Source organism: Pedobacter cryoconitis, assembly GCF_003259615.1.
GTDB lineage: Bacteria > Bacteroidota > Bacteroidia > Sphingobacteriales > Sphingobacteriaceae > Pedobacter > Pedobacter cryoconitis.
This window is the reverse complement of record NZ_QLLR01000003.1, coordinates 18829-32335: the sequence shown is the minus strand read 5'-3', so window position 1 is coordinate 32335 and position 13507 is coordinate 18829. Positions and strand designations below refer to the sequence as shown.

Sequence of the window (13507 nt, the reverse complement as noted above, 5' to 3'; positions counted from 1 at the left end):
ACTATTTCAGATACATTGCTGCTAAAAGCTCGTAAGAGCGGATGCGTTCTTCGAAACCTTCGGTAATCGTTACAGCCATCAGCTCATTTACCTTGTAATCAGCCAGCAATGTATCTATCTTTTCTTTCAGTACATCCGGCGTTCCGATTAACATTCTTTGCCTGTTGTGGTCTATTCTTTCTTGTTCAGCAGCATTATAAGTCACATGCTTAATGTCATTGTAGGCAATTGGATATAATCTGCCTCCTTTTTCAAGCTGCAGATACCTATAATCCATTACAGCCTGCTGACGGAAGATAATTTCCTCACTTTCCGAGCAAAAAACACCTATACCTACATTCACTTCAGGTTCTGCCTTATCAATTGATGGCTGGAAGCGGTCACGATAAATCTGAACAGCTTCAGGGCCTCCTAAAGGATTGATAAAATGGGCGAAAGACATTCCCATGCCGAAATGCGCTGCAAATAAACCACTCTGACCACTTGAGCTTAATAACCACATTGGCGGTACAGTTGCTGCTTGCGGAATAGCAATGATCTTTTCCTGTATAGTGCCCGGTGCTCCGGAATCATGGAGATAGTTTCTCAGGTCATTCAGCTGTTCCAGAAAATCCTGCTCTCTCCATTGGTTTGACGGATTAAGCACGCTTGCAGTAATTCTGTCCGTACCCGGCGCTCTCCCTAATCCAAGATCAATCCTTCCCGGGAAAAGTACTTCGAGCATACGGAAGTTTTCCGCTACCTTCAGAGCACTGTGGTTAGGAAGCATAACACCTCCTGATCCTAATTTTATATTTTTAGTCTGACCGGCCAGGTGCGCAATCAGAATTTCGGGAGTTGAGCCGGCAAGTGCTGTCGTATTGTGATGCTCAGAAACCCAGAAACGTGTATAACCGAGGTTATCCGCCATTTTTGCGAGTTCAACGGTTTCCTGTATGGCCTGTTGTGCAGAAACACCTTTTCTAACCGGTGACTGATCAAGAATGCTTAATTGAATTGAAGGATTACTCATATGGACAAATTGTATCACAAAAATACAATGTCTGTTTCTGGCAAATGAGTTTCTTAATTATTGTGACTTCCAGATTATTGAGTGACCCTCATTTCTGCAAGATACTGATCCTGGCCATCATCAAATAGCAGGTGACATTCCCAGCCACATTCTTTAGCGATCTGTTTCAACAGCTGAGGATCAAGATATAACCAGTTGAACCATTCTCCTTTTTGATCTTTATATTCGTATTGATAAGCGATCTCCCCATGATATTTATCAGCAGGTTTGTCCATATCTTCATATAAATAGGAAATGTCCGAAGTGTCAAATAATAACTGTCCGTCTTCGTTTAACAAGGATTTTGCATGATTAAGGAATGTTTTGAAGCCATCAATAGTACCTGTTAGCCCTATTCCGTTCATCAGGAATAATAAAGTATCAAATTTTTCTCCCTGGTAACTGAAAACATCTCCTTCAACAGCATGCTTTACGCCTCTTGTTTTCATGATTTCTACGGCGATCGGTGAAATGTCAAGCGCGATCACATCAAAGCCGCGTGCTTGAAGGATAAGGGCATGACTGCCGGCTCCTCCGCCAACATCAAGTACCCTGCCTTCACAAAGATCCATTGCTTCCAGTTCTATGTCCGGCATTTCTTCTTCTGTACGAAAAAAGATGTCTACAGGCATTTCCTCCGGTTCATCATAAGAATTATGCAGCAATAGTTTTGCTGCGGTACCATTTGTAAACTGATCTTGTAAAGCACTTCCGAAAACGTCCATTGGGACAAAGATATTAAATTATTTTTTCTGAAGGACAGCGTCTTCTGCTCCCTGATAGTTACTGTCTTTATATTCCAGTCGTGTTTTTGGTAAGCTGTCCGGATAATTCGCTCTGATAAAAGCAATCATTTCTTCACGGACATAACAGCGCAGATCAAATGCCTGGGAAGAATTACGGGCACTCATTAAAAAACGAACCTCTACCGTATTTGCTTTATTGTCTGTGAGCTGTACCACATTAACCCTTTTATCCCACAAAGGATGATCAGTCAGTAACCTTGTTAATTCATCCCTTAGCGGTGGAATAGGAATCGTATAATCGAGATATAGAAAAACAGTTCCTAATAACTGTGCGGAAACCCTCGTCCAGTTCTGAAAAGGTTTTTCGATAAAATAAGTAATCGGTAAAATCAATCGCCGCTGATCCCAGATGTTGACCACAACATAGGTCAGTGTAATTTCTTCGACCCGGCCCCATTCTCCTTCAACAATCAGGACATCATCAATACGGATAGGTTGTGTAAAAGCAATCTGAAAGCCTGCAAGTAAATTGCCTAATGATTTTTGAGCGGCGAAACCAATAATAATACCACCTATCCCAACCCCCGTTAGTAAACCTGTACCGATTTTGCGCATACTCTCAAAGCTCAGCAAGATAATGGAAACAGTAACCAGGATAATCAATGAAACTACAAATTTCCGTATAAATTGCAACTGCGTCCTGATCTTCCTTTCCTTCAGGTTATCCTCTTTGTTAAGATCATACTTATGATAAAAATAATCTTCGAGTACTTTAATAATCCTGATCAGGACTAAAGCAAAAATGATGGTCAGGGATATTTCTATAATTCTGCTCAGCTGCGCCATGATGGATTCATTCATGACCATCAGACTCAACGATATGTTCAGGAATAATAGCGGTATGAAAAGACCGACGGGCCCATTTAAATGTTTAATGATGGACTGGATTTCAAATGTTGCCCAGAATCTTGCGAAAAACTTAAAGACTTTCCGAATAATAATAGTCAATATAGCCCCGAGCGCACAACTGCATACAGCAATAATTATGTTTTGCAGAAATTGTGGGACCGGGTACCCAAAAAAATCATTTAAATGCTCCATGCAGGTTCAGTCTCACAATCAAATACCTGGTGGTATTCAGGGATAACTACATGCTTAAATCCGTGTTCATTCAGTCTTTTAGCAAAATGCTGCTGAACAGGATACTCGCCATGTACTAAAAATAATTGTTTTACTAGTGCGGGGTCCTGAGAAGAAAGGAACTGAAGCAGATCTTCATAATCTCCATGCGCACTCATGGAGCGGATCGAACGAATTTCAGCAACCACATCAAGATTTTCTCTGAACAAGTATACTTGTTTATCTCCGGCCATTAATTTGCCAGCCAGTGAACCCGGAGAAGCATAACCAACCATTAAGATCGTGTTTTTCTGATCACCGATCGTATTGCGGATATGATGTCTTACCCTTCCTCCTTCGGCCATGCCAGAAGCAGAAATGATCACGCAAGGCCTGTTGTCATTGTTAAGTGCTTTAGATTCTGCTACACTTTCGATGAATTTCAACCCTTTGAAGCTAAATGGGTCTTCATCAATTTTCATGACTTCTTTAACGCCATTGTTATAAACTTCCGGATGGTTCTTTAAAACTTCCGTAGCCTGGATAGATAAAGGGCTGTCTACGTAGAAAGGAACGTCTGGTAATTTGTGCTTCAGTTCAAGGTTATTCAGTGCATATAATAATTCCTGCGTTCTGCCTACACTGAAAGCAGGGATAACCACTTTACCTCTTTTTTCTATACAAGTACGCTGAATAATTTCATACAACATGTTTTCTATAGGTTCAAGATCCTTATGTAAGGAGTCTCCATAAGTAGATTCCATAATAATGTAGTCTGCCTGTGAGAAAATCTGAGGGCTTTTGAGTATGAGATCTCCATAACGGCCAACGTCTCCGCTAAAAGTAAGGCGGGTCGGTTTGCCATCTTCCTTTATCGTCAAATGTACTGCTGCACTGCCTACAATATGTCCTGCATCTGTGAAACATACGGAGATTTCCGGACAGATGTCAAAACTAGTATCGTAGTCTATAATTTTGAACTGACTTAAGGTTTTAATTACATCCTCTTCCGTATAAAGTGCTTCTTCCACTTCTTCGTTCTCAGGTCTTTTCTTATTTGCATATTCCGCATCCTGCTCCTGAATTTTTGCTGAATCCATTAAAAGAATTCTGGCCAGGTCCATTGTTGCCGGTGTACAGAATATATTTCCTTTAAATCCTTCTGCAACTAAGCGTGGGAGCAGACCACAGTGGTCAATGTGCGCATGTGAAAGAATCATATAAGTGACCTTTGAAGGCTCAAACCCGAAATAACTGTTGAGTTTTTCTGTTGATTCTCCCATGCCCTGGAACATGCCGCAATCTAATAGTATTTGAGTCTGGTTTGTTAAAGTAATCAGGTGTTTACTACCAGTAACGGCGCGCGCAGCACCATGGAAAGCGATTTTCATCGGTTATATTTAGGTGTAATAGTCAGTAATGGCACCGGTAAGCATCCGGTGCCATCTATAAAGTTAAAAGAGTATTAGGCTCTTACTTTTGCAACTTTGTCTTTTACAGTATCAGCTACATCAGAGATTTTGTCTTTAGAAGCATCCAGCAGGTCACAGAACCAGTCTGTAACTTTATCTTTTACGTCATCACTTTTATCTGAAGATAAGATTAAAGCTACCGCAGCACCAAGGGCAGCTCCTGCCAATATACCTGCAACTATTTTCGTTTCTTTTGTCATAATAAATGTCTTTTTGTATTAGTGTAACAATATGCGAATAAAAAGGTTCTTATTTTTATATAATAAACGCTGTTTTTTGAAAAAATTGATACATGCTTAGAACTTTATCCTATCTGAACCTGATTTTTGCAGTCCTTTATTTTTTGACTTATCTGCTGAACGGCAATCGCTGGGTTGTTTTCGGCTTATTGATTGTCATTGTTTTTAACTGGATGGTGTTGCGGAATATCGAAACTGAGCAAAACAGATGGTCTTTCCTGCAATGGCTGGCTGGATTGGTGACCTTGCTGTATGCCTCCTATACGGGTTATAGCGCAGTTTTATTATTAATTGATACGATCGGTTATCATTATTATCCTACAGAAACGATTTTGCTGATTGTTTCTGGCTTATTATTCTCATTTACGATCTTTTTGCAGCTTTTAGCAAGCTTGTATAAAAAAACATATAAATAATTTGATTAACTATTTGACAATTACACATATTAATCTATCTTTGCAGTCCCTAAATCCTAGGGAAAAAAAATAATTGTTTAACAAATTAAATACAAGCAAGTGAATACGTTAAGTTACAAAACTGTCTCTGCCAATGCTAAAACTGTTAACAAACAGTGGGTTGTTGTTGATGCACAAGGCGAGATTTTGGGGCGCTTGTCATCGAAGATCGCAATGATCATCCGTGGTAAAAACAAGCCTGAGTACACCCCACACGTAGACTGCGGCGATAATGTGATCGTTATCAATGCGGACAAGATTAAGTTGACCGGAAACAAAATGAACGACAAACAGTACGTTTCATATACTGGGTATCCAGGTGGTCAGCGTTTCATCTCTCCAAAAGAGTTATTGGCGAAACATCCTACACGTGTAGTAGAAAAAGCAGTTCGTGGTATGTTACCTAAAACAAAATTAGGTGCAAAATTATACACCAACCTTTTTGTTTATGCAGGTACTGAGCATCCTCATGCAGCACAATCACCAAAAACCATTACACTTTAATTAAAGGAAGAAAGAAATGTCAGTTACTAACACTTCAGGAAGAAGAAAAACTGCTGTTGCGCGAATCTACATGCAAGAGGGCAACGGTACAATTACTGTTAACAGTAAAGATCACAAAGTATATTTCCCTACATTACCTTTACAATATATTGTAAACCAAAGTTTTGAAGTTTCAGAACTTATCGGTCAGTATGACGTAAAAGTAAACGTAGCAGGAGGTGGTATTAAAGGCCAGGCAGAAGCTGTTCGTTTAGCTATTGCTAAAGCTATTGTTGAAATAGATGCTGAGAAAAAACCGGCATTACGTGCTAAAGGGTTAATGACCCGTGATATGCGTATGGTTGAACGTAAGAAACCAGGTCGCAAGAAAGCTCGTAAAAAGTTCCAATTCAGTAAACGTTAATCTCAAGGAGGACAAAGACAATGGCAAGAACAACATATCAAGACTTATTGGATGCAGGTGTACATTTTGGTCACCTTACCCGCAAATGGAATCCAAAAATGGCACCATATATTTTTATGGAACGCAATGGGATTCACATTATAGATTTAAACAAAACTTTAACTAAAACTGAAGAAGCTGCTTCAGCGATCAAACAGATCGTAAAATCAGGTCGTAAGATCTTATTTGTAGCGACTAAGAAACAAGCTAAAGAAATCGTTGCTGATCAAGCAAGAAAAGTAAACATGCCTTTCGTAACTGAGCGTTGGTTAGGTGGTATGTTAACTAACTTCCAAACTGTACGTAAGTCAATCAAAAAGATGTCTAACATCGATAAAATGACTAAAGACGGTACTTACTCTATTCTTTCTAAGAAAGAGCGTTTGATGATCCAGCGTGAGCGTATCAAATTGGAAAGCTTATTAGGTGGTATCGCGGATTTAAACCGTTTACCAGCTGCTATCTTTTTAATTGACGTTAAAAAAGAGCATATCGCTGTTAGTGAGGCGTTGAAATTAAACATTCCAACTTTCGCAATGGTTGATACTAACTCTGATCCTTCTAACATCGATTTCCCTATTCCAGCGAATGATGATGCAACTAAATCTATCTCTTTAATTACTGATGTTATCATCAAAGCAATTGAAGAAGGTTTAGACGAGCGTAAACGTGAAAAAGATGATGAAGCTGAAAAAGAAGCTGTAGCTGCTAAAACTGCTGCTGATGCTCCTGAAACTGCTGCACCTGGCGCTAGAAGAGCAAGAAAAGAAAATGCTGAAACCGAAGAAGGTACAAGCGAAGCATAAATAATATATTTTTGGGTTGTATGTTGTGCGTTGCGGGTTCTTACTTACAACATACAATGTACAACCCATAATTTTTTAGATAAAAACTTAAAAAAGAAAATAAAATGTCAGTACAAATTTCTGCAGCAGATGTAAACAAATTACGCCAACAAACCGGTGCCGGTATGATGGATTGCAAAAAAGCATTAATAGAGGCCAATGGCGATTTCGAAGCTGCGGTTGATTACTTACGTAAAAAAGGTGCTAAAGTTGCAGCAAGTCGTCAGGATCGTGATTCTAACGAAGGTGTTGTAATCGCAAAAGCTACAGCTGACGGAAAACGTGGTGTTGTAGTTGAATTAAACTGCGAAACAGATTTCGTAGCTAAAAATGCTGATTTCATCGCTTTAGCAAATAAATTCACTGATTTAGCAGTTGAGAAAAACCCAGCTACTTTAGAAGAATTATTAGCACTTGAAGTTGATGGTCAAACAGTTTCTGACATCATCGTTGAAAACACTGGTAAAATCGGAGAGAAAATTGGTATCTCTAAATTTGAAACAGTATCAGGCGAAAAAGTTGTCCCTTACATCCACAGTAACTACCGTTTAGGTGTTTTGGTTGCTTTAAACCAAGTTGTTGCTGGTGCTGACGAAGCTGGAAAAGATGTAGCTATGCAAATTGCTGCAATGAACCCGGTTGCTTTAGACAAAGCTGATGTAGACACACACACTATCGAGCGTGAAATGGAAATTGCTAAAGAGCAAATCCGTGCAGAAGGTAAACCAGAAGAAATGGTTGAGAAAATTGCTGCTGGTAAACTGAACAAGTTTTACAAAGACAGTACTTTATTAAACCAGGAATTTGTTAAGGATTCTTCTAAAGACGTTCGTAAATTTTTAAATGACACAGCTAACGGTTTAACTGTTACTGCATTTAAACGTGTTCAATTAGGATCATAGTTCCTTCAATGATAAATTAAAAGGTCCCTTATTTTAAGGGACTTTTTTTTTTGCCCTGTATTTTTTGTCCATCTTTAAGGACTGTTAAAAACAAGATATGATAGCAATCAAGAACTCCGGATTTTTCAAAGGTGAACAGCTGATTACCGATGCGGCTGTTTTAATCGCAGACGGGTTAATCAAAGAAATTATCAAAGGCGACATTCCAGCAGGATATGAAGTTATAGATGCGCAGGGCAACTATCTTACGCCTGGATTTATGGATCTGCAAATATATGGTAGCGGCGGAAATCTATTTTCTGCTTATCCTGCTGCAGATACATTAAAACAGATGGATGCTGACCTGATCAGTAAAGGAACAACTGGTTTTCTTGCTTGTGTAGCGACCAATACGCCCGATATATTTAAGCAGGCTATAGAAGCAGCTAAAGCCTATAAACCCCAAGCCCGTGCTTTTTTGGGACTCCATTTAGAAGGACCTTATTTAAACCCTGAAAGATTAGGAGCTCACCCGCTGAAATATGTACATAAAGCAACGCTGGAGGAAGTAAAAGAATTAATTGGAAATGCAGACGGTGTGGTTAAGATGATGACCATCGCGCATGAACTACAAGATGATGAAGTCATCAATTATTTGCTGGATCAGGGAATAGTACTTTCTCTTGGACATAGCAATGCCAATTTTGAACAGGCAAATCATGCGTATAACAGCGGCTTTACCACAACTACGCATTTGTATAATGCAATGCCTGCTATTCACCACAGGAATCCAAATTTACCGGCAGCAGTCTTTAATCATCCGACAGCTATGGCCAGTATCATTGCAGATGGGGCTCACGTTGACCTGGAAATTGTTAAAATGACTTATAAATTAATGCCTGAGCGCTTGTTTCTGATTACAGATGCAGTTACAGCTTGTCATATAGGCCCTTATCAGCATCAGTTGGAAGGGTCCAGATATGTGACTCCCGAAGGAACGATTTCAGGCTCTAACATCACTTTACTGGATGCAGTGCGTAACTGTGTTGATCATTGTGATATACCGCTGTCAGCAGCTTTAAACATGGCCTCAGCTCACCCTGCGAGAGTTTTGAACATGGATGCTGACTATGGACAAATTGCTGTAGGAAACACAGCAGATTTGTTGTTAATAACAGCTCAGCTGACCCTGCAAAAGGTTTTTGTCGGAGGGTTAATAAACGTTTAAACATTTCAGCTTAATAATTAAAACAAATAGTTATTTTTGGAGTCATGAAGTATAAAAGGATCCTACTCAAGTTAAGCGGAGAGTCGCTAATGGGCGAAAAGCAATATGGTATTGATAATGACCGCGTTAAGCAGTACGCAGAAGATATTAAAGCTGTTCATGCACAGGGCCTGGAAATTGCAATAGTTATAGGTGGTGGTAATATTTTCAGAGGTTTGAGCGCAGAGAAATCTGGTATGGATCGTGCACAGGCTGATTATATGGGAATGTTAGCGACTGTAATTAACAGTATGGCTTTACAGGATGCACTGGAAAAAGTAGGACTTAAAACAAGATTACTTACCGCCATTAAAATGGAGCAGATCTGTGAACCATTTATTCGCAGAAGAGCAGTAAGACACCTTGAAAAAGGCCGTGTTGTTATTTTTGGTGCGGGTACTGGAAATCCTTACTTCACAACAGATTCAGCTGCAGCACTGCGCGCAATTGAAATTAAAGCAGACGTAGTACTGAAAGGTACACGTGTAGATGGTATTTATACTGCAGATCCTGAAAAAGATCCGACAGCAACCCGTTATACTGAGATCTCTTTCAAAGAAGTGTATTCGAAAGGATTAAACGTGATGGATATGACCGCTTTCACACTTTGTGAAGAAAATGAACTTCCTATTATCGTTTTCGATATGAATAAAACAGGGAACTTCATGAAAATTGCACAGGGCGAAGAAATCGGAACACTGGTAAAAGGCTAAATTTAATACAAATATATTTTTTTGATAAAAAGCACAAATTATGAACGACCTCATAAAGAAACAATTACAAGATGCTCAGGCAACAATGGACAAAGCAATTGCTCATTGTGAAACTGAATTGACTAAAATACGTGCGGGTAAAGCTTCAGTAGGTATGCTGGATGGAATTATGGTGGACTATTACGGCAGTGCAACTGGTTTAGCTCAGGTAGCGAGTTTAACAACTCCTGATGCACGTACTATTTTAGTTCAGCCATGGGAAAAAAACATGCTGGTACCTATAGAACGCGCAATTATGGAAGCTAACATTGGTATCAATCCACAAAATGATGGTATTGTGATCCGCCTGGTAGTTCCACCACTAACTGAAGAACGTAGAAAAGACCTGGTAAAAAAGGTTAAAGAAGAAGCAGAACGTGGCCGTATCACAGTACGTAACATTCGTAAAGATGCCAATGAGAAAATCAAGAAATTGAAAGGCGAGAGCGTTTCTGATGATGAAATCAAGGCAGGTGAAGGTGAAGTACAGAAAATGACGGATATTTATATTGTGAAGGTAGATAAACACGCTGAAGCAAAAGAGAAAGACGTAATGACGGTATAATCCGGATCTGCTCAAATATAATTTAAGAGTAATTAAAAGGGAATATGGCTTTTGCTATATTCCCTTTGTTTATTTTTGCGCTCTATTTTTTCAACATGAACTTATTAGTACAATATCTTAAAAATTATAAATGGATAGTCTGCCTGGCGCTGTTTCTTGCAGCCATTAATATAGGTTTTTCATTGCTTGATCCTTATATCACAGGGCGTATTGTGGATAGGTTTATCGAGAAAAAAGATGTACTGAGCAGAGATCAGTTTGTCTGGGGTGTTTTAGGCCTGATCGGCCTGGGGGTTGGTGCAGCAATGGTATCCCGTATCGCAAAGAATTTCCAGGATTACTTTACCAGTATTATCGTTCAGAAAGTAGGGGCACAGATGTATGCCGATGGTTTGAAACATTCGCTCGAATTACCTTACCAGGTCTTTGAAGATCAGCGAAGCGGAGAAACGCTTGGAATTCTTCAGAAAGTAAGACTGGATAGTGAGAAATTTATCACTTCTTTCATCAGTATTCTATTTGTCAGTTTGATCGGGATGGTTTTTGTCATCGTCTATTCCGTTACTGTAAGTTATAAAGTAACTGTAATTTATTTCCTGGCTATCCCCATCATTAGTTTTGTCAGCTGGTTTTTAAGCCGGAAAATTAAAGTCATCCAACGAAGTATTGTTGCTGAAACTACTGCATTGGCAGGTTCAACTACAGAATCACTAAGAAATATTGAGCTGGTAAAAAGTTTAGGTCTTGCCAACCAGGAAATAGACCGCCTGAATAAAACTACCTATAAAATATTAGGATTAGAGCTCAGAAAAGTCAAATATGTGCGGAGTATGAGCTTTGTACAGGGAACTACAGTGAACCTGGTCAGAAGTATTATGGTGGTGGTCTTGCTGATCCTTATTTTTGAAAATACGATCTCCGCAGGACAATACTTCTCCTTCCTGTTTTACTCATTTTTCCTTTTTGGTCCTTTACAGGAATTAGGGAATGTTATTCTTTCCTGGAGAGAAGCAGAAGTTTCCCTTGGGAATTTTAAAAAGATTCTCAGTACACCGATTGATCAGAAGCCTTTAAATCCTAAAGTGCTGAATAAAATTGAATCACTGGAATTTTCAGAATTAAGTTTCCGTCACCTCACCGGAAAAACAAATGCACTGAATGAGATCAGCTTTAAAGCGAACGACGGAGAAACTATTGCTTTCGTAGGGCCATCAGGTTCTGGTAAAACCACACTGGTAAAACTTCTGGTTGGTCTTTATCAGCCTGAAGTCGGTGAAGTCCTTTATAACGGTATTTCAAGTAAAGAGATTGATCTGGATCAGCTCAGGGAGAAAATAGGTTTTGTAACTCAGGATACACAATTGTTCTCGGGTACGATCAGAGAGAACCTTCAGTTTGTCCGTCCGGGAGCTACCGACGAAGAATGTTTAAGAGTGATGGAGCAGGCAGCCTGTCAGACACTTTTAGCACGTGCAGACAAAGGACTGGATACGGTGATCGGAGAAGGAGGGGTGAAAGTATCCGGAGGTGAAAAACAAAGGCTCTCTATTGCCAGAGCTTTATTGCGCAGGCCGGATATTCTGGTATTTGATGAAGCTACTTCTTCATTAGATTCTTTGACAGAAGAAGAGATCACTGCAACGATCAGAGAAGTTTCAGAATTTACCAATCATATTACCATATTGATTGCACACAGGTTATCTACAATTCGCCATGCAGACCGGATTTATGTACTTGAAAAGGGGCATATCATCGAACAGGGTAAGCATACAGACCTGTTAGCAGAGAAAGGACTGTATTACGCGATGTGGAGGCAGCAGGTAGGAGAAAGATAAATCCTAAACTGTTTCCTCGTGAATATCCTGTAACGTGAGCCCAAGCAGGCTTTTGGTTTTGGTATAGGTGATACCTGCAATGATAATAGTCATACAGCCACCAAAAACCACTGCCGGAACAGTTCGCATTAACTTTGCGGTAAGTCCGGATTCAAAAGCGCCGATTTCGTTCGAAGAACCAATAAACATACTATTTACAGCTGATACCCGGCCACGCATACGGTCGGGTGTCAGTAATTGCATAATTGTAGACCGGACCAGGACACTGACGCTGTCAAATGCGCCTTCCATGAACAGGAACACTAAAGTCAGATAGAAGTTCTTAGAAAGGCCGTAACAGATAATACTGGTGCCGAAGCCAACTACAGCTACCAGCAGGTTTCTCCACGGTTTATTCATTGGGGAGATCCTGGTCATCACCAGCATAGTCAGTACTGCACCTGCCGAGGCTGCTGCACGCATAAAACCAAGTCCTTCAGAACCCACATTTAAAATATCATTCGCAAAAACAGGTAATAAAGCAACTGCGCCCCCAAAAAATACGGAGAACAGGTCCAGGCTCATTGCGCCCAGCATCATTTTACTCTTGAATACGAACTGTACGCCCTCAGTCAGGCTTTTCATGATACTTTCCTTAGGAATATATTTTGGCAGATGTGATTTCAGAAAGAATACACAGACTAAAGCGATAAGTATAAAAGCGATGATGACCGTATAAGTAACTGTGATCCCGTAAAAACCATAGACTAATCCTCCAACGGCAGGCCCTAAAATAGAAGCCGTCATATAAGAAGAACTGTTCCAGGTACTGGAATTCGGGTAAAGTTCTCTGGGAATGGTCATGGCCATCAAAGAAGAAGTAGCCGGGCTAAAGAACCCCCTGGCAATCCCTATTCCGAATACCATGCAATACATGATAGGAATGATATAACTTTCCGGAACATAAGGGTGCATTTGAGAAGACGTAGCCACCAGCATAATCAGTGAGCAGGTAAAAACGCCCAGGAATATTTTTAGCAGCAGCCCTCTCTTTTCAGATTTATCAGCAACATAACCTCCATAAAGTGCAATCCCAATGGCAGGGAGTGCTTCACAAAGACCAACCAGGCCTAAAGCAAGCGGATCTTTTGTTAAGTGATAAATGTGAAAGCCGATAATTACAGCTTGCATCTGATAGGCAAACGTAAAAAAGAAACGCATACCAAGGAAAGATCTGAATTCCCTGTAGCGCAGGGCGGCGTAAGGATCTTGTTTATCTACAATTGTGGGACTGTCCAAAGGAAAATGATTTGAAACAAATGTATATTATAAGCAAGTCTTTTTGAAATGTAATG

15 protein-coding genes are annotated in these 13507 nt (G+C 39.9%); 9 read left to right on the top strand and 6 right to left on the bottom strand.

Annotated features, from left to right (window positions below; all coding sequences use genetic code 11):
• Position 1: 1 nt before the first annotated feature.
• The 5 genes from LY11_RS05230 to LY11_RS05210 all read right to left on the bottom strand — a co-directional run bounded on the left by LY11_RS05230 (position 2) and on the right by LY11_RS05210 (position 4588).
• Positions 2-1012, bottom strand: a complete 1011-nt coding sequence (locus tag LY11_RS05230) for an LLM class flavin-dependent oxidoreductase (RefSeq protein ID WP_111632688.1) — start codon at positions 1010-1012, stop codon at positions 2-4.
• Positions 1013-1086: 74 nt separating this feature from the next.
• Positions 1087-1776 carry a class I SAM-dependent methyltransferase gene (locus LY11_RS05225; protein ID WP_111632687.1) on the bottom strand — a complete coding sequence of 230 codons (690 nt, stop codon included), beginning with the start codon at positions 1774-1776 and terminating at the stop codon, positions 1087-1089.
• An 18-nt stretch (positions 1777-1794) separates the two neighbouring features.
• Positions 1795-2658 carry a mechanosensitive ion channel family protein gene (locus LY11_RS05220; RefSeq protein WP_245952613.1) on the bottom strand — a complete coding sequence of 288 codons (864 nt, stop codon included), beginning with the start codon at positions 2656-2658 and terminating at the stop codon, positions 1795-1797.
• 227 nt (positions 2659-2885) lie between these two features.
• On the bottom strand, positions 2886-4307 hold the full coding sequence (locus tag LY11_RS05215; RefSeq protein WP_111632685.1) for an MBL fold metallo-hydrolase RNA specificity domain-containing protein: 1422 nt from the start codon (positions 4305-4307) through the stop codon (positions 2886-2888).
• Between the two features lie 74 nt (positions 4308-4381).
• Positions 4382-4588, bottom strand: a complete 207-nt coding sequence (locus LY11_RS05210; RefSeq protein ID WP_111632684.1) for a YtxH domain-containing protein — start codon at positions 4586-4588, stop codon at positions 4382-4384.
• A 92-nt stretch (positions 4589-4680) separates the two neighbouring features.
• On the opposite strand from LY11_RS05210, the gene LY11_RS05205 reads away from it, so the two are divergent.
• From LY11_RS05205 to LY11_RS05165, 9 genes are all read left to right on the top strand, one after another.
• A complete protein-coding gene (locus tag LY11_RS05205) occupies positions 4681-5043 on the top strand; it encodes a hypothetical protein (protein WP_111632683.1) in 363 nt (120 codons plus the stop codon).
• A 99-nt stretch (positions 5044-5142) separates the two neighbouring features.
• Positions 5143-5586: a 50S ribosomal protein L13 gene (rplM, locus tag LY11_RS05200; RefSeq protein ID WP_068404336.1), complete on the top strand. Its 444-nt coding sequence runs from the start codon at positions 5143-5145 to the stop codon at positions 5584-5586.
• 16 nt (positions 5587-5602) lie between these two features.
• Positions 5603-5989 carry a 30S ribosomal protein S9 gene (gene rpsI / locus LY11_RS05195; protein ID WP_068404334.1) on the top strand — a complete coding sequence of 129 codons (387 nt, stop codon included), beginning with the start codon at positions 5603-5605 and terminating at the stop codon, positions 5987-5989.
• 20 nt (positions 5990-6009) lie between these two features.
• Complete coding sequence (gene rpsB / locus LY11_RS05190) at positions 6010-6834, top strand: 30S ribosomal protein S2 (RefSeq protein ID WP_068404332.1); 825 nt, start codon at positions 6010-6012, stop codon at positions 6832-6834.
• A gap of 104 nt (positions 6835-6938) precedes the next feature.
• On the top strand, positions 6939-7775 hold the full coding sequence (gene tsf / locus LY11_RS05185) for a translation elongation factor Ts (protein ID WP_111632682.1): 837 nt from the start codon (positions 6939-6941) through the stop codon (positions 7773-7775).
• A gap of 97 nt (positions 7776-7872) precedes the next feature.
• Positions 7873-8982, top strand: coding sequence for an N-acetylglucosamine-6-phosphate deacetylase (gene nagA / locus LY11_RS05180; protein ID WP_111632681.1), 1110 nt, complete (start codon positions 7873-7875; stop codon positions 8980-8982).
• Positions 8983-9026: 44 nt separating this feature from the next.
• Entirely contained in the window at positions 9027-9734 is a 708-nt protein-coding gene (gene pyrH, locus LY11_RS05175) for a UMP kinase (RefSeq protein WP_068404326.1), read from the top strand.
• A 40-nt stretch (positions 9735-9774) separates the two neighbouring features.
• Entirely contained in the window at positions 9775-10338 is a 564-nt protein-coding gene (gene frr, locus LY11_RS05170; RefSeq protein WP_111632680.1) for a ribosome recycling factor, read from the top strand.
• A 95-nt stretch (positions 10339-10433) separates the two neighbouring features.
• Positions 10434-12173, top strand: coding sequence for an ABC transporter ATP-binding protein (locus LY11_RS05165; RefSeq protein ID WP_111632905.1), 1740 nt, complete (start codon positions 10434-10436; stop codon positions 12171-12173).
• 3 nt (positions 12174-12176) lie between these two features.
• Here LY11_RS05165 and LY11_RS05160 read toward each other — a convergent pair whose 3' ends face one another.
• Positions 12177-13451 (bottom strand): MFS transporter, encoded by a 1275-nt coding sequence (locus tag LY11_RS05160; protein WP_111632679.1) that lies wholly within the window; start codon positions 13449-13451, stop codon positions 12177-12179.
• Positions 13452-13507: the final 56 nt, after the last annotated feature.